Annotated in this window: 13 protein-coding genes; 6 read left to right on the top strand and 7 right to left on the bottom strand. The window is 64.6% G+C overall.

The features are described from left to right. Positions 1-7 precede the first annotated feature (7 nt). The 5 genes from PFLCHA0_RS20725 to PFLCHA0_RS20705 all read right to left on the bottom strand — a co-directional run bounded on the left by PFLCHA0_RS20725 (position 8) and on the right by PFLCHA0_RS20705 (position 5,409). Entirely contained in the window at positions 8-445 is a 438-nt protein-coding gene (locus PFLCHA0_RS20725) for an SMI1/KNR4 family protein (protein ID WP_015636416.1), read from the bottom strand. 18 nt (positions 446-463) lie between these two features. Then, on the bottom strand, positions 464-763 hold the full coding sequence (locus PFLCHA0_RS20720; RefSeq protein ID WP_015636415.1) for a DUF3349 domain-containing protein: 300 nt from the start codon (positions 761-763) through the stop codon (positions 464-466). Positions 764-863: 100 nt separating this feature from the next. Then, the gene (locus PFLCHA0_RS20715; protein ID WP_015636414.1) at positions 864-2,255 is read right to left on the bottom strand and encodes an efflux transporter outer membrane subunit; all 1,392 of its coding nucleotides are present in this window, start codon (positions 2,253-2,255) and stop codon (positions 864-866) included. Between the two features lie 7 nt (positions 2,256-2,262). Then, positions 2,263-4,236 (bottom strand): MacB family efflux pump subunit, encoded by a 1,974-nt coding sequence (locus tag PFLCHA0_RS20710; RefSeq protein WP_015636413.1) that lies wholly within the window; start codon positions 4,234-4,236, stop codon positions 2,263-2,265. Continuing rightward, entirely contained in the window at positions 4,237-5,409 is a 1,173-nt protein-coding gene (locus PFLCHA0_RS20705; RefSeq protein WP_015636412.1) for an efflux RND transporter periplasmic adaptor subunit, read from the bottom strand. Positions 5,410-5,735: 326 nt separating this feature from the next. Here PFLCHA0_RS20705 and PFLCHA0_RS20700 point away from each other — a divergent pair, with 326 nt between their 5' ends. The 5 genes from PFLCHA0_RS20700 (at position 5,736) to PFLCHA0_RS20680 (ending at position 12,713) form a co-directional block, all read left to right on the top strand. After that, on the top strand, positions 5,736-6,218 hold the full coding sequence (locus PFLCHA0_RS20700) for a sigma-70 family RNA polymerase sigma factor (protein WP_026020154.1): 483 nt from the start codon (positions 5,736-5,738) through the stop codon (positions 6,216-6,218). 149 nt (positions 6,219-6,367) lie between these two features. Next, positions 6,368-7,705, top strand: coding sequence for a lysine N(6)-hydroxylase/L-ornithine N(5)-oxygenase family protein (locus tag PFLCHA0_RS20695; RefSeq protein ID WP_015636410.1), 1,338 nt, complete (start codon positions 6,368-6,370; stop codon positions 7,703-7,705). Between the two features lie 548 nt (positions 7,706-8,253). Then, positions 8,254-11,019 carry a magnesium-translocating P-type ATPase gene (gene mgtA / locus PFLCHA0_RS20690; protein ID WP_011062359.1) on the top strand — a complete coding sequence of 922 codons (2,766 nt, stop codon included), beginning with the start codon at positions 8,254-8,256 and terminating at the stop codon, positions 11,017-11,019. A 204-nt stretch (positions 11,020-11,223) separates the two neighbouring features. Continuing rightward, positions 11,224-11,940, top strand: coding sequence for an MgtC/SapB family protein (locus tag PFLCHA0_RS20685; RefSeq protein ID WP_015636409.1), 717 nt, complete (start codon positions 11,224-11,226; stop codon positions 11,938-11,940). 326 nt (positions 11,941-12,266) lie between these two features. After that, positions 12,267-12,713: an ANTAR domain-containing protein gene (locus PFLCHA0_RS20680; RefSeq protein WP_015636408.1), complete on the top strand. Its 447-nt coding sequence runs from the start codon at positions 12,267-12,269 to the stop codon at positions 12,711-12,713. Positions 12,714-12,789: 76 nt separating this feature from the next. Here the strand turns inward: PFLCHA0_RS20680 and dkgB are convergent, their stop codons facing one another. Together dkgB and PFLCHA0_RS20670 are read right to left on the bottom strand one after the other, a co-directional pair. Next, complete coding sequence (gene dkgB / locus PFLCHA0_RS20675) at positions 12,790-13,593, bottom strand: 2,5-didehydrogluconate reductase DkgB (RefSeq protein WP_015636407.1); 804 nt, start codon at positions 13,591-13,593, stop codon at positions 12,790-12,792. Between the two features lie 221 nt (positions 13,594-13,814). Then, positions 13,815-14,723 (bottom strand): LysR substrate-binding domain-containing protein, encoded by a 909-nt coding sequence (locus PFLCHA0_RS20670; RefSeq protein WP_026020155.1) that lies wholly within the window; start codon positions 14,721-14,723, stop codon positions 13,815-13,817. A 97-nt stretch (positions 14,724-14,820) separates the two neighbouring features. Between PFLCHA0_RS20670 and PFLCHA0_RS20665 the strand changes: the two genes are divergently transcribed. Continuing rightward, on the top strand, positions 14,821-15,696 hold the full coding sequence (locus tag PFLCHA0_RS20665; protein ID WP_015636405.1) for a pirin family protein: 876 nt from the start codon (positions 14,821-14,823) through the stop codon (positions 15,694-15,696). Positions 15,697-15,821: the final 125 nt, after the last annotated feature.

Genomic DNA, 15,821 nt, shown 5'->3' with positions numbered 1-15,821 from the left:
GGGGGATTCAGTTGCTCAGGGCCACTTCGGCGAGGAAGCTCAAGAGCCCGTTGTATCGGCTGGTTTGCCATTGCCCGCAGCTGTGGTCGAAAAACTCGACCGGTGCCAGGCAGTGCCGGTTCTCGATCCTGAACCCGTAGAAGTCACCGCAACCGTTCTCTGAAAACAGCAGGTGACGGCCGGTGATGGCCGGGTGCGCCCGGTTGATCTGCACCAGGTGGAAATCACTGCTGCTGTCCAGTGAGTAGAGCGTGCCCAGGGCAAAGTAGCCGCCGCCGCACTCCTTTAGGAACCAGGCGTATTCGGCTGGCAGTTGCAGCCCCAAGGCCTGCTGCGCCTCCAGGATTTGGGTTTGGCTGGCAAGGCGGTCCGACGGCAGTTCGAACCAGATCGGATGGCTGCGTTTGCGCTCGTCCAGCAGTTGCTTGAAGTCCTCGACGTTCATTGTTTGCTCCTTGCGCAGTCAGTCGTCCGTCAGGATGGCCCGGGCGCCGTGCCGCTCCAGTAGCGCCTGCAACGCTTCCAGCTCTGCGGCGGGCGGCGGCTGGCCGGTCACGGCGGCGTAGAGGTCGTTGAGAATGAGGTCCGCGTCCCTGTGGGTGAGCTGCGCCATCAACTGCGCCAGATTGCGGTCGCACAAGTGCGGGTACAGCAGCACCAGAAGGCGCTTGTAGTCGCGGTTGTCGAGCCCGTCGGGGTAGACCTTGCGCAGCAGGGCCAGCAGGTCTGCCAGTGGGTCGTGCGGCGCATTTTCGAGGGACATGGGGTTCTGTTGGCGGTGGGGCGGGAGGGGATTCTAAGCGATTTCACGCTCGACCGCTGCGTTGGGCGCGGGAGTGAACGGGCCGGCCACTCCCGCCGTGTCAGTGGCTCCAGCCGCCCCCCAGGGCCTTGTACAGGGCAATGCTCGACTGCAGGCGCGACAGCCGCAGTTGCACGTTCTGGTCCTGGGCGGTGTACAGGGTGCGCTGGGTTTCCAGGACGGTCAGCAGGTCTTCGGCGCCGGCCTGATAGCGGCTCTGGGCGATCTCGAAGGCGCGCTGCGCCTGGTTCAGTTCTTCGCTCTGCCACTGGCGCTGCTGGTCCAGGCCGCGAATGCTGTTGAGGGCTTTCTCCACATCGGCAAAACCATTGATGATCGCCCCGCGATAAGTCTCCAGCAGCTCTTGCTGGCGCGCTGTGGTCCTGTCCCGTTCGGCGCTCAGGCGCCCGTTGTTGAAGATCGGCGCCACCAGCCCGGAGGTGAGGTTGTAGAAGGGATTGCGCAAGACATTGCCCAGCTTGTCGGCGTTCGAACCCAGGTTGGCGGTCAGGGTCAGGGTCGGCAGCATTGCCGCCCGCGCCACTTTGACATCGGCCTGGGCCGCCGCCAGCCGGGCCTCGGCACCGGCGATATCGGGACGGCGGGTCAGCAGTTCGCTGGGCACCCCGGCATCGATGGTCGGCCAGTTCAATTGGGCAAAGGGCTGGTCGTTCAGTTTCAGGCTCTGTACCGGCCGGCCCAGCAGGGTGGCGAGGGTGATCTGCGCCTCTTCGGCCTGCTGTTGCACCAGGGGCACCTGGCGTTGCTGGGCGGCCACCAGGCTTTTCTGCTGGGCCAGTTCCAGGGCGGTGGCCGAGCCGGAGTCATAGCGGGTCTGCACCAGTTGCAACACGTTCTGCGCATTGGCCAGGTTGAGTTCGGCGATACGACTCTGTTCCCGCAACGACAGGACCTGGGCATAGCTGTTGGCCACGCCGCTGAGCAGGGTCAGCTCAACGGTGGCCTGGTCGAACTCGCTGGCCTGGACCCCGAGCAGGGCGCTGTCGTAGGCGGCGCGGCGGCCGCCCCAGAAGTCGACTTCATAGGTGGCGCTCAGGCCCGCGTCGAACGAGTTCGTGACCTTGCTGTTGCTGCTGGAATCGAGCTGGCTGGAGTCGTTGCCGCGCAACTGTTTTCTGCGGCTGGCGTTGAAGGTGCCATTGACGCTGGGCAGCAGCGGTGCCCCGGCGACGATGGCACTGGCCTGGGCCTGGCGGACCCGGGCCATGGCGGCGGCCAGGTCATGGCTGCCGGCCCGGGCTTCGGCGATCAGTTGGTCCAGCTCCGGGCTGCCGAAACGGGTCCACCAGCGCAGGTCTTGCTGCCGGTCGCCCTGGCTGGCGGGAGAGTGCCAGGACGCCGGTGCTTGCAGGTCGCTTTCCGGGCGCGGCGCCGGGCTGCTGCAGGCCGCCAGCAAGACGCTGGCGGCCAGGAGGGTCAGGTGCACTTTCATAGATCGATCATTCACTGGTAAGGGCCGTGACCGGGTCGAGCCGGGCAGCTTTGCGGGCCGGCATGAAGCCGAAGATGACGCCGGTGACCAGGGCGCAGGCGAAGGCGCCGAGCCCTGCGGCCAGGGAGAAGGCCACCGCCACTTCGCTGAGAATCAGGATGCCGCCGATGATCAGGGCCACGCCGATGCCGGCCAGGCCGCCGACCACTGAAAGCATCACTGCTTCAGTGAGGAACTGGCGCAGGATGTCGCGCTGGCGGGCACCGGTGGCCATGCGGATACCGATTTCCCGGGTGCGTTCGCGCACGGTCATGAGCATGATGTTCATCACCCCGATGCCGCCCACCAGCAGCGAGATCGCGGCGATGGCGCCGAGCATCAGCGACAGGGTGTTCTGGGTCCGGGCCTCGGCCTGGATCATCGCGGCGTTGTTGGTCAGTTCGAAATCGCGCTTGCCGCCGTGCATGCGTAGCATCAGTTCATCGATCTCCTGTTCGGTCTGCTTGACCCGGCTGGCATCGGCGGCGGCGATCGCCACGTATTGCGGGTTGTGGTCGCCGAACAGGCGGATGCTGGCGGCGGAGTAGGGCACGGCGATGCGGTCGTCACTGTCGCTGTCGCCGGAGCTGGCGCCCTTCTCCGAGAGCACGCCGACCACCTGGAATGGCACGTTTTCGATGAGGATGTACTGGCCGATGGGGTTGGCCACGTCCTTGAGGAGCTTTTCCCGGACCTTGTGGCCAATCACCGCTACTGCCGCCGCCGAGCGTTCGTCGGCCTCGCTGAAGTAGCTGCCCTGGGCCACGGGCCAGTTGAAGATTTCCGGGAAGTTGGTGTCGTTGCCGCCCACGTAGCTCATGTAGTCGGCGTTGCCGAAACGCACCCCGGCCTTGGCGCCGTTGACCGCCATGATCCGTTTCACCTGGGGCAGATTGGCCAGGGCGGCGACGTCATCCAGGGTGACGATGCCTTCAGGGGTGCGCGGGTTGGGCGAGTAGCCGCTCAGGTAAATGATGTTCGAGCCAAACGCCCCCATCTGCGCCATCACCTGGCGCTTGCTGCCTTCGCCTACCGCCAGCATCACCACCACCGAGGCCACGCCGATGATGATCCCCAGCAGGGTCAGGGCGGTGCGGAAGCGGTTGATCCACATCACCCGCCAGGCGGCCTGTATGGCTTCCAGCAATTCGCCTTTCCAGGCACCGGTGGGCTCGCTGCCGTCGGCCAGGCGCTGGCGCAGGTCCACGGCTTGCAGGGCGCCGGCGTTGGCGCTCAGTTGTACCGAGGGATCGCTGGTGGCGGTGTCGCTGATGATCTCGCCGTCGCGGATCTCGATGATGCGCTTGGCCCGTGCCGCCACTTCGCGGTCGTGGGTGATGAGGATCACCACGTGGCCCTGGCTGGCCAGTTCGTCCAGCAGGGCCATGACTTCGGCGCCGCTGTGGCTGTCCAGGGCGCCGGTGGGTTCGTCGGCGAGGATGATGTGGCCGCCGTTCATCAGGGCGCGGGCGATGGACACTCGCTGCTGCTGGCCGCCGGACAATTGATGCGGGCGGTTGCCGCTGCGGCTGGCCAGGCCCAGGCGCTCCAGCAGGGCGGCGGCGCGGGCGTGGCGTTCGGCGGCCGGGGTGCCGGCGTAGATGGCCGGCATCTCGACGTTTTCCTGGGCCGAGCCGGAAGGGATCAGGTGGTAGCCCTGGAACACGAAGCCGAAGGCCTCGCGGCGCAGCCAGGCCAGTTCGTCGCTGTCCAGGTGAGCCACGTTCTCCCCGGCGAACAGGTACTCGCCCGAGGTCGGCCGGTCCAGGCAACCGAGGATGTTCATCAGCGTCGACTTGCCGGAGCCCGAGGCACCGACGATGGCGACGAACTCGCCGGCGTGGATCGACAGGTCGATGCCCCGCAGGACATCGACCTGCGGGCTGTCGCCGCCGCCGTAGGATTTGCGGATGTTCCTGAGGTCGATCAGAGGCGTCTGCATTCAACCCCCGCTGCTGTTGGCCGGGCCGATCAGCAGATGATCACCTTCGTTCAAGCCGTCGAGGATCTGGATGCGCAGGCGGTCGCTGATGCCGACTCGGACCTTGCGTTCGTCGATCGAGCCGTTCTTGGCCACTACCCGAGCCATCTGCAGGTCCGGCTCGGTACTGCCGTGCAGGGCGGCGATGGGGGCAGTGAGCACATTTTTTGCCTGATTGGCGACGAAGAACACCTGGGTGGTCATTTCCGCCATCAGGGCGTTGTCGGCGTTGTCCACGTCCAGCAGCACGGTGTAGAGCACCACCCGGCCGCTGCCGCTCTTGCTGGTGCTGTTGGGGCTGCCGCTGCCCTGGCTGGATTCGTTGAGGGGCTTGGGCGGGATCGGCAGGATCTGCCGCACAGTGCTGGTCCAGCGTCGGTTGCCGCCGCTCAGGGTGGTGAAGTAGGCGTGCATGCCGGGTTTGACGTGGCCGATATCGGCTTCCGAGACTTCGGCCCAGACGGTCATGGGCGAGAGCTTGGCGATGCGCAGGATCAACGGGGTCTGCTGTTGGGCGTTGAGGGTCTGGCCTTCGCGGGCGTCCACCGCGACCACGGTGCCGGACATGGGCGCATAGATGCGCGTGTAGCCCAGTTCGGCCTGGTCGCTGCGCAGGCTGGCCTGGGCCTGGCGGATCTGCGCCTTGTACATGTCGATCCGCGCCTGGGTGGCCTTGAGTTCGGCCTGGGCGGTCTGTACGTCTTCCTCGCGGGTGGCGCCGCCGGCCGCCAGGTTCTGCTGGCGCTGGTACTTCTGCCGGGCCAGCTGGTTCTGGGCGTACTGCTCCTGCAACTGGGCCTGCAGGTTCTCGATGGAGAAACGGCTGGCGTCGAGTTTCGCCTGCTGGGTGGAGGGGTCGATCTCCACCAGCAACTGGCCTTCCTTGACCTGATCACCGGATTCGACGTGGATCTTGCGGATCTGCCCGGACGCCTGGGCGCCCACATCCACGTAGCGTCGTGGCTGCAAGGTGCCCAGGGCGGTGACGCTGCTTTCTATATCGCCGCGGCTCACTTGCACGGTGGTGAACTGGTCACGGCCTGCCGGGATGAACTTCCAGGCAGCGATGGCAACAACGGGGATCACACACAGTGCGGCAAGCAGGGCGCGTCGGGTAGGGCGAGGACGTTTCATGCAGGGTTCCGGCCAGGGGATATCGGCCCGTCACAACGGCCAGCTGCACAAGGGGCAGCCAGGCTTGCGGCTGCCGCAGGAACGGCAGAGACGGGGAGCTGTCAGGTAAACGAGATGCCGGGGGGGGAATTTAACTGCCGACACATGGCGTTACAGCTGTCGGAACACTGAAAATAAACCCACCGCGGTGCTGCGCTACTTTAAATCTATATGAGAATTACTATAAATTACGCCGCTACTAAACAGCCATCACGAATTACCGGGTGCAATCGGCCATGGCCGGACTTGCTCAAGGACAGAACCGCCCCAGTGGGCGCTCGGGAGCCCTGTTGGAAAACTACTATCGCGAGCTGATGTGCTTCCTCAACGCCAAGCTGGGCAATCGCCAGGTGGCCGAGGATGTGGTGCATGACGCTTATGTGCGGGTCCTGGAGCGCTCCAGCGATACCCCCATCGAGCAGCCGCGGGCGTTTCTCTATCGCACGGCCCTGAACCTGGTGATCGACGGCCATCGGCGCAATGCCTTGCGCCAGTCCGAGCCCCTGGAGGTGCTGGACAACGAAGAGCGTTACTTCAACCCTTCGCCGCAGACCAGCCTGGATCACGGCCAGCGCCTGGAAATGCTGCAACGGGCCCTGGCCGAGCTGCCCCGGCTGTGTCGCGAGAGCTTCCTGCTGCGCAAGCTCGAAGGCCTGTCCCACCCGCAGATCGCCGAACAGCTGGGGATTTCCCGCAGCCTGGTGGAGAAACACATCGTCAATGCCATGAAGCATTGCCGGTCGCGCCTGCGCCAGTGGGATGCTCAATAACGCGTTGCCGTTGAGACGTATTTAGTTAAATTTTTTTTCATTGTCCTCGTCCCTACTCAACAGACGATCTGCTGTCCTGCATGGGCCAGTCGGGTCACCGTGACACTTTATCCCCCGCGTTGAGGCGGTTTATCCAGAGGACACTGGAAATGACACAGGCAATTGCATCGGCCCACGTTCACGATTTGATCGGTATCGGTTTCGGCCCCTCGAACCTGGCGCTGGCCATTGCGCTGGAGGAGCGCGGGCAGGAGCACGGTCCGCTGGACGCGTTGTTCCTCGACAAGCAGGCTGACTATCGCTGGCACGGCAACACCCTGGTAACCCAGAGCGAACTGCAGATTTCCTTCCTCAAGGACCTGGTGACCCTGCGCAACCCCACCAGCCCCTATTCCTTCGTCAACTACCTCAAGCACCACGGGCGCCTGGTGGACTTCATCAACCTGGGCACCTTCTATCCATGCCGCATGGAGTTCAACGACTACCTGCGCTGGGTGGCCGGGCATTTCCAGGAACACAGCCGCTACGGCGAAGAAGTGCTGGCCATCGAGCCAGTGCTGCACAACCAGCAGGTCGAGGCGTTGCGGGTGATTTCCCGGGATGCCCAGGGCAGCGAACTGGTGCGCACCACCCGTTCGGTGGTGGTCAGTGCCGGCGGCACGGCGCGGGTTCCGGAAACCTTCAAGGGGCTCAAGGGCGATGCGCGGGTGTTCCACCATTCCCAGTACCTGGAATGCATGGCCAACCAGCCCTGTGTCAGTGGCAAACCGATGAACATCGCCATCATCGGCGGCGGGCAGAGCGCGGCAGAAGCCTTCATCGACCTCAACGACAGTTTCCCTTCGGTGCAGGCCGACATCATCATGCGCGGTTCGGCACTCAAGCCGGCGGATGACAGCCCGTTCGTCAACGAAGTGTTCTCCCCGGCCTTCACCGACCTGGTGTTCCAGCAGACCGGCAGTGAGCGCGAGCGCCTGGTCAGCGAATACCAGAACACCAACTACTCGGTGGTGGACATCGACCTGATCGAGCGCATCTACGGGATTTTCTACCGGCAGAAGGTTTCCGGCATCGCGCGCCATACCTTCCGCACCATGACCACGGTGGAGAAGGCCACCGCTACCGACCTGGGCATCGAGCTGATCCTGCGCAACAGTGCCAGCGGCGAGCGCGAAGTGCGTCACTACGATGCGGTGGTGCTGGCTACCGGCTACGAGCGGCAGATGCATCGTCAACTGCTGGCGCCGCTGCAGGCCTACCTGGGCGACTTCGAGGTGGACCGCAATTACCGCCTGGTGACCGACGAACGCTGCAAGGCCGGCGTCTACATGCAGGGCTTCAGCCAGGCCAGCCATGGCCTGAGCGACACCTTGCTGTCGGTGCTGCCGATCCGTGCCCAGGAGATTGCCGATTCGCTCTACGAACACGGCAAGAGCCGCGGTCACAGCCGTTCGGTGCGTGACATGCTGCTGGCCACCGCCAGCTGATCGGCGCCACCTCCGTTCTTGCGGACCTCTTCGCCGGCAAGCCGGCTCCTGCCATTCGGGGCTATCCCGGGTGTTTTTTGTAGGAGCCGGCTTGCCGGCGAAGGCATTCCTGAACCTTGGCTGAAGAACTTTTCGATTCCCTCTGCCAGGGTTTCCCTCCGGTTTACTCTGCAAATAGTGCGGCGTAAGCTGCGCGCGTTTTCAATCAGTGGAGGCCCAGTGTGGGTACTTGTTCGAGTGACAGGAGTCGGCCGGTTTCAGTAACCGGCGCAGTCCCGGCAAGATAGCGCGCAGCCTTTTTCCTGCCGCTGTCTCGCCGTCCAGCGAGATGCGGCATCCCGATCGCGAACTTCTGTGGTTCGCTTCCCGACGCCACTTCCTGGCGACTTCTATTTCCCCTTCGACCCGGCCGGCTGCCGTGTCGTGGTGGCATCGACGCGCAGGTCCAGGACCTGCGGATCAGGCATGCATGGAGGATTACCCTCCGGCAACGCCCGATCGTACCTGCCTGCGGTTTTCCCTACGCCGTTGCTGCAGGAGTCATCACCATGAAGCTCACCCTGTTGAAAGAGTTCTTTGCCGGCTTCCTGCGGACCCGGCATTTCGCCCGGCACTTCCGCCGCCTGGCACTGCTGGAAAGTTTCAGCGATGCCAGCGTCAGTCGCGACGTGCCGCCGACCCTGGCGCAAACCCTGGTGGCCGCGGCCAACAGCGATGCCGCGCAACTGCTGGACCAGCTCGGCAGCCACACCGACGGCCTGAGCACCGAGGAGGCCGATGCCCTGCGTGAGCGTCACGGCCTCAACGAGGTCGAGCACGAGCAGGCGCTGCCCTGGTGGACCCACCTGTGGCACTGCTACAAGAACCCCTTCAACCTGCTGCTGACCCTGCTGGCGGTGATTTCCTGGCTGACCGAAGACATGAAGGCGGCCACGGTGATCTTCTCCATGGTGGTGCTCTCGACCCTGCTGCGCTTCTGGCAGGAGGCCAAGTCGAACAAGGCCGCCGATGCCCTCAAGGCCATGGTCAGCAACACCGCCACGGTCATGCGCCCAGGGTCGGCGCCCCAGGCCGCGCCGATGCTCGGCCGCCTGCTGGGGGCCGCCGCCGAGGTCAAGGGCGCTCAGCGCATCGAGTTGCCGATCAAGCAACTGGTGCCCGGCGACCTGATCGTGCTCTCGGCCGGCGACATGATTCCCGCCGACTGCCGGGTGCTCAGCGCCAAGGACTTGTTCGTCAGCCAGGCGGCCATGACCGGCGAATCCATGCCGGTGGAGAAATTCCCCCGCCAGCAGGACGCCGACACCAGCAACCCCCTGGACCTGGACAACATCCTGTTCATGGGCACCAACGTGGTCTCCGGTTCCGCCACGGCGGTGATCCTGACCACCGGCAACAGCACTTATTTCGGCGCCCTGGCCCAGCGTGTCAGCGCCACCGACCGCGCGCCCACCTCGTTCCAGAGCGGGGTCAACAAGGTCAGCTGGCTGCTGATCCGCTTCATGTTCGTCATGGCGCCCCTGGTGCTGTTCATCAACGGCTTCACCAAGGGCGACTGGATGGAGGCGCTGCTGTTCGCGCTGTCGATCGCCGTCGGCCTGACCCCGGAAATGCTGCCGATGATCGTCACCTCGACCCTGGCCAAGGGCGCGGTGTTCCTGTCGCGCAAGAAGGTCATCGTCAAGCGCCTGGACGCGATCCAGAACTTCGGCGCCATGGACGTGCTGTGCACCGACAAGACCGGCACCCTGACCCAGGACAAGATCTTCCTGGCGCGGCACGTGGACGTCTGGGGCGAGGATTCCGACGACGTGCTGGAAATGGCCTACCTCAACAGCTACTACCAGACCGGGCTGAAGAACCTGCTGGACGTGGCGGTACTGGAGCACGTCGAGGTGCACCGCGAGCTCAAGGTCGGCACGGCATTCCAGAAGGTCGATGAAATCCCCTTCGATTTCACCCGTCGGCGCATGTCGGTAGTGGTGGCGGAACAGGACCGGCCGCACCTGCTGATCTGCAAGGGGGCGGTGGAGGAAGTGCTGGCGGTGTGCCGCAACGTACGCCATGGCGAAGCCGAGGAAGCCCTGACCGAGAGCCTGCTGGCGCGGATCCGCCAGGTGACCGCCGACCTCAACGAAGAGGGGCTGCGGGTGGTGGCGGTGGCCGCACGGCCGATGATCGACGGGCGCGATACCTACAGCCTGGCGGACGAGTGCGAGCTGACCCTGATCGGCTACGTGGCATTCCTCGACCCGCCCAAGGAAAGCACTGCGCCGGCCCTCAAGGCCCTGGCCGAACATGGCGTGGCGGTGAAAGTGCTGACCGGTGACAACGAACTGGTGACGGCGAAGATCTGCCGCGAAGTGGGCCTGGAGCAGCAGGGCCTGCTGATGGGCAACGACATCGAGCGCATGAGCGACGAGCAACTGGCCCAGGCGGTGGAAACCACCAACGTGTTCGCCAAGCTGACCCCGACCCACAAGGAGCGCATTGTCCGCCTGCTCAAGGCCAACGGCCACGTGGTGGGCTTCATGGGCGACGGCATCAACGATGCCCCGGCGCTGCGCACCGCCGACATCGGCATTTCCGTGGACAGCGCGGTGGACATCGCCAAGGAAGCGGCGGACATCATCCTCCTGGAAAAGAGCCTGATGGTGCTGGAGGAGGGCGTGCTGGAAGGGCGCCGGACGTTCGCCAACATGCTCAAGTACATCAAGATGACCGCCAGCTCGAACTTCGGCAACGTGTTCTCGGTGCTGGTGGCCAGTGCCTTCATTCCGTTCCTGCCGATGCTGCCGATGCACCTGCTGGTGCAGAACCTGCTGTACGACATTTCCCAGATCGCCATTCCCTTCGATAACGTCGATGAGGAAATGCTGAAAAAGCCCCAGCGCTGGCAGCCGGCGGATGTGGGGCGGTTCATGCTGTTCTTCGGGCCTATCAGCTCGATCTTCGACATCACCACCTTTGCCCTGATGTGGTACGTGTTCGACGCCAATACCCCGGACCACCAGACGCTGTTCCAGTCCGGCTGGTTCGTGGTGGGGCTGCTGACCCAGACCCTGATCGTGCACATGATCCGCACGCCGAAGATTCCGTTTTTGCAGAGCCGCGCGGCCATGCCGTTGATGGTGATGACCGGCGTCATCATGGCGGTGGGGATCTTCCTGCCGATGGGCCCGCTGGCGCACTACTTCAAGCTGCAAGCGCTGCCGTCGCTGTACTTCGTGTTCCTGCCGCTGATCCTGCTGGCCTACATGGCCCTGACCCAGGCGGTGAAGGGCTTCTACGTGCGGCGCTTCGGCTGGCAGTAATGCTGCCCTGTAGGAGCCAGCTCGCTGGCGAAGGCTGTGTTGCCAGCGAAAGCTCCCCGGCGGGCTAAGGCGCCCTTACGGGCCTCTTCGCTGGCAAGCCGGCTCCTACGGTCAGCCGTGCATCACGGCAGGCCATGAGACGTTCATGGACCGCTGCTAGAGTCCTCTGGTGCCATTCATGCCCTTCGCTCAAGGACAGTCGCCATGCAAGCCCTGCACAACATCAACCTGGACTCGCTGATCGATACCCTGGTCAGCCTCAGCGCCGCCTTTATCCTCGGGGGCCTGATCGGCTTCGAACGCCAGTACCGCCAGCGCACCGCGGGTTTGCGCACCAATGTGCTGGTGGCGGTGGGGGCCGCGATCTTCGTCGACATGGCCAACCGCCTGGGGGGCGCCGAAGGGGCGGTGCGGGTGGTGGCCTACGTGGTCTCCGGTATCGGCTTTCTCGGCGCCGGGGTGATCATGCGCGAGGAGGGTAATGTCCGTGGGCTGAATACCGCCGCCACCCTCTGGGCCTCGGCGGCGGTGGGGGCCTGCGCCGGTGCCGACCTGATCCTCGAGGCACTGCTGGGCACCCTGTTCGTGCTGGCCGCCAATACCCTGCTGCGGCCCATCGTCAACAACATCAACCGCCAGCCCCTGGACGTGGTGTCCGCCGAGGTCACCAATATCGTCTACGTGATCGCCCACCGCTCGAAGCAGAAGGCAGTGTTCGCCCTGCTGGAAGCGGAGCTGGCGCGCTGCAACTACCCCGCCAGCGACGTTGATGTGCACGCCTTCGGTACGGAGGATGTGGAGATCGAGGCGACCCTGGCGACCACCTCGGTGGACGGTGACGAACTGGATGCGCTGGTGGCCCGGCTGTCCACATCGCCCTGGGTGCAGCAGGCGTTCTGGAGCCCGAGCACCACCGAATGAGCATTTTTCGCCTCCGCCAGGGGAGGCATGAGATACGGCTCGGCTTTTCTCGGAAGGTGCTTACCTGACAACAAGACCTTTCAAGGGCCTGACCCCTGCTAAAAGCCGTGGCCGGTGGTTAGGGTAGGGCACGGTTGCACAGCGGGGCCGGAGGGCGAGCCGCGAGCGCCAGGCGGCCGGGGTCGAGCGCCGTCCGCCGGGGGGCCTTGGCAGCGACTTTCAGGTTGTTCCTAGAGCCAACTTCCACCCACTGGCTTAGCCTTCCAGCGGCCCGGGAGTAGGGCCGGTATTCGCAGTGCCGAAGTCTTGTCAGCAGGATCAGAAAAATGTCCAACAGAGCATTGCGCATATTGATTGCCGATGATCAGCACTTTCGTCGCATGCAGATCGAAAGACCCCTGAATCAACTGAACTATTACCGAGTGGCCCCGGTGCACAGGCTGGAGGAACTGCTGACGCTGGTGGAGTATTCCTGCGAGTCGTTCGACCTGCTGATCATCAACGCCAACCTGGCTGTCCGCAGCGATTTCGACCTGCTGGCTTTCTGCCTGGACCACCCGCATATCGAGCAAGCCCTGATCTACGGCAGCCAGCATCTTGCCGCCACTTCCGGCAGCCGGCGGTGCAAGGTGCATGTCAGCCCGGCCGAATGGCCGGACAGCGCGGCGATCAAGCGCCTGATGCTGTGGGTGGACCCGCCATTGCCCGATGCCTCCGGGCCTTCCCGGCAGCGGCTGGTGCAATCGCATGGCCATTGGGGTAGCCCGAGCTGAGCGAGGTTTTCGCACCCCACGCCAAACGGCATCCCCAGGGATGCCGTTTGGCGTTTTTGTCAGCGCCGTTCGCGCTTCAGTCCCACTGCGGGGCAATGCCTGCCGGGCTGGTCAGGCGTTGGCCGCGCTCCAGGCCGGCGATGCTCTCAAGCTCCGCGCTGCTCAGGGTCAAGGCGCAGGCTGCGAGGTTGCCTTGCAGGTTGGCCCGGCGGGTGGAGGAGGGGATCACCGCATAACCCGACTGCATGGCCCAGGCCAGCACCACCTGGGCCGGGGTGGCCTGGCGTACCTGGGCGATCTGCAGGATCAGTGGGTCCTTGAGCACTTCGCCATAGGCCAGGGTCATGTAGGAGGTGATGTGAATGCCCTGGCTGCGGGCGAATTCCACCACCTTGCGGTTTTGCAGGTAGGGGTGCAATTCCACCTGGTGGCTGGCGATCTGCTCGGCCCCGACGGCATCAATGGCTTGCTGCAGCAAGGCATTGTTGAAGTTGGACACGCCGATCTGCCGGGTCAGGCCCTGGGTCTTGGCTTCCAGCAGGGCCTGCATGAACTCCTCCACCGGCACCTGGTTGTCTGGCGAGGGCCAGTGGATCAGGGTCAGGTCCAGGTAATCGGTGCGCAGCTTGTGCAGGCTTTCCTTGAGGCTGGGGATCAGGCGCTCCCGGGACAGGTTGGCGATCCAGATCTTGCTGGTGATGAACAGCTGGTCGCGGGGAATGCCGCTGGCGGCCACCGCGGCGCCGACATCGGCTTCGTTGTCGTAGATCTGCGCGGTATCGATGGCGCGATAGCCCAGTTCCAGGGCGCAGCTCAAGGAATCGATGAGCACCTGGCCCTGAAGGCGGAAGGTGCCGAGGCCAAAGGCGGGTACAGACATGGGTCACTCCGGGCATTGCAGTGGGATTGGCCGGCAGTATCCGTACCTGCGTTGCCGAGAAAAACCGCCGCCGGCACAAAGGAATATTGCCCCGCGTTCACGAATCCACCTGCCCCTGCAGGCGCCGGCTTGCCGGCGAATCGCGTACCCAGGCACGAAACCCCACAGGGAGGTTGCCCAACCGCCACCACCTGGCCGTTCCAGGCGCTTGCTTCTGAGCCTCAGGCCATGTCGCTGTGGCTGAATTCCTCCCCGAGAAAGTCGATCAGGCTGCGTACCGAAGGCAGCAGCCCTCGGCGCGAGGGGAAGATCGCATGCACGATGCCGCACCTTGGCGCCCAGTCGGGCACCAGTTCCAGCAGTCGCCCGGCCTCCAGGTCTTCACGCACCACCACCTTGGGCAGGTGGGCGATGCCGATGCCCGCCAGCACTGCATGGCGCAGCGCCAGCAGGTCGTCGGTGACCATCCGCGGTCGGTGGCGGATCAGTGCCTCGGCGCCGTCCGGGCCCAGCAATTGCCATTGATATTCACGTTGCGCCGCACCCCAGTGCACGCTCGGCAAACCGCTGAGGTCGGCCGGTGTTGCCGGGCCCGACAGGCGCTGGAGAAAATCCGGGTGGCCCACCAGGCACTGGGTGCTGTTGCCCAGCACCTTCATCACCAGGTCGGTGTTTTCCAGGGGCGGGAAGCGCACCCGCAGGGCGATGTCGAAGCCCTCGTGGATCAGGTCGACCCGGCGGTTGGTGCTCTCGATGAACAGTTCCACCAGGGGGTACTTGAGCATGAAGCGGGTAAGCATCGGCCCCACCCAGGAATTGAGCAGGGCCGTGGGGCAAGCCACGCGTACCAGCCCCTGGGGTTCGGAGCGGTTGCGTTCTATGACCTCCGCCGCGCCCTCGGCTTCCACCCGCATTGCCAGGCAGCGCTGGTAGTACTCCTGGCCGATCTCGGTCAGCGAACAGTGGCGGCTGGTGCGATGGATCAGGCGCACTCCAAGGCGTTCCTCCAACTGGGAAATCCGCCGGCTGAGCTTGGACTTGGGCATGTCCAGGGCCCGTCCCGCGGCGGCAAAGCCACGGTGCTCCACCACCTGGGTGAAGTAGTAGAGGGTGTTCAGATCTTCCAAGATCGTTCTCCAGATAGAACGCTAAGGGTGATTTTTGCAGTCTAGCGCGGCAAAGGTCTGAGTTTTAAGGTGTGTCCATCAGATAGTTCTGGAGGACGACATGAAAAACATCATTGGCATCTACACCAGTCCACGGCCCCATTGGGTCGGTGACGGCTTCCCGGTCCGTACCCTGTTTTCCTACGACAACCTCGGCCAGCACATCAGCCCGTTCCTGCTGCTGGATCACGCCGGCCCCGCGCAGTTCAGCCCCACCAGCGCCCGGCGCGGCGTCGGCCAGCACCCCCATCGCGGTTTCGAAACCGTAACCATCGTCTATGACGGCGAGGTGGAGCACCGGGATTCCACCGGCAGCGGCGGCAAGATCGGCCCTGGCGATGTGCAGTGGATGACCGCGGCCTCGGGGATCCTCCATGAGGAGTTCCATTCCACGGACTTCGCCCGGCGTGGCGGCAACCTGGAAATGGTCCAGTTGTGGGTCAACCTGCCGGCGAAGGACAAGCTCGCGGCGCCCGGTTACCAGACCATCGTTGCGGCGGACATCCCGCAGGTCCCGCTGCCGGGCAATGCCGGCAGCCTGCGCCTGATCGCCGGCGAGCTCGATGGCCACCGGGGCCCCGCACGGACCTTCACCCCGATCGACGTCTGGGACATCCGCCTGCAAGCCGGCAAGCACCTGGACCTGCCTCTGCATTCGGGGCGTAACAGCGCCCTGGTGGTATTGCGCGGCACGGTGCAGGTCAATGGCCAGGAGCTGGTGCGCGAAGGTCAGCTGGCGCTGCTGGAGCGTGACGGCCAGGACATCAGCCTGGAGGCCAACAACGACGCGATCGTGCTGTTGCTCAGCGGCGAGCCCATCGACGAACCCATCGTCGGCCACGGCCCGTTCGTGATGAACAGCGAAGAAGAGATTCATCAGGCCTTCGTCGACTTCCAATCGGGACGCTTCGGCCAGATGGACGCAACCGGTCACTGACCGGTTGCACTGGCGCGGCTGGCATCGGCAACTAGGCTTTGCCAGTCGCGCGCAACTCCCCGGCGCCCGCCGTTACCCCGGCGGAGCGTGCCACGGGTTTCATCCAAGCCGGGTCTTCCGGCATC

Origin of the sequence: Pseudomonas protegens CHA0 (genome assembly GCF_000397205.1) — a bacterium.
In the GTDB taxonomy this organism is placed as follows: Bacteria; Pseudomonadota; Gammaproteobacteria; order Pseudomonadales; family Pseudomonadaceae; genus Aquipseudomonas; species Aquipseudomonas protegens.
Note: the sequence above shows the minus strand (reverse complement) of the source record. Positions and strands in the feature narration are given on the sequence as shown.

Bases quoted from the DNA above. Each gene is read 5' to 3' on its own strand.
- PFLCHA0_RS20680 (WP_015636408.1), top strand. From the start codon at position 12,267: ATGTCCAACAGAGCATTGCGCATATTGATTGCCGATGATCAGCACTTT.
- PFLCHA0_RS20695 (WP_015636410.1), top strand. From the start codon at position 6,368: ATGACACAGGCAATTGCATCGGCCCACGTTCACGATTTGATCGGTATC.
- dkgB (WP_015636407.1), bottom strand. From the start codon at position 13,593: ATGTCTGTACCCGCCTTTGGCCTCGGCACCTTCCGCCTTCAGGGCCAG.
- PFLCHA0_RS20665 (WP_015636405.1), top strand. From the start codon at position 14,821: ATGAAAAACATCATTGGCATCTACACCAGTCCACGGCCCCATTGGGTC.
- PFLCHA0_RS20715 (WP_015636414.1), bottom strand. From the start codon at position 2,255: ATGAAAGTGCACCTGACCCTCCTGGCCGCCAGCGTCTTGCTGGCGGCC.
- mgtA (WP_011062359.1), top strand. From the start codon at position 8,254: ATGAAGCTCACCCTGTTGAAAGAGTTCTTTGCCGGCTTCCTGCGGACC.
- PFLCHA0_RS20710 (WP_015636413.1), bottom strand. From the start codon at position 4,236: ATGCAGACGCCTCTGATCGACCTCAGGAACATCCGCAAATCCTACGGC.
- PFLCHA0_RS20720 (WP_015636415.1), bottom strand. From the start codon at position 763: ATGTCCCTCGAAAATGCGCCGCACGACCCACTGGCAGACCTGCTGGCC.
- PFLCHA0_RS20705 (WP_015636412.1), bottom strand. From the start codon at position 5,409: ATGAAACGTCCTCGCCCTACCCGACGCGCCCTGCTTGCCGCACTGTGT.
- PFLCHA0_RS20685 (WP_015636409.1), top strand. From the start codon at position 11,224: ATGCAAGCCCTGCACAACATCAACCTGGACTCGCTGATCGATACCCTG.
- PFLCHA0_RS20725 (WP_015636416.1), bottom strand. From the start codon at position 445: ATGAACGTCGAGGACTTCAAGCAACTGCTGGACGAGCGCAAACGCAGC.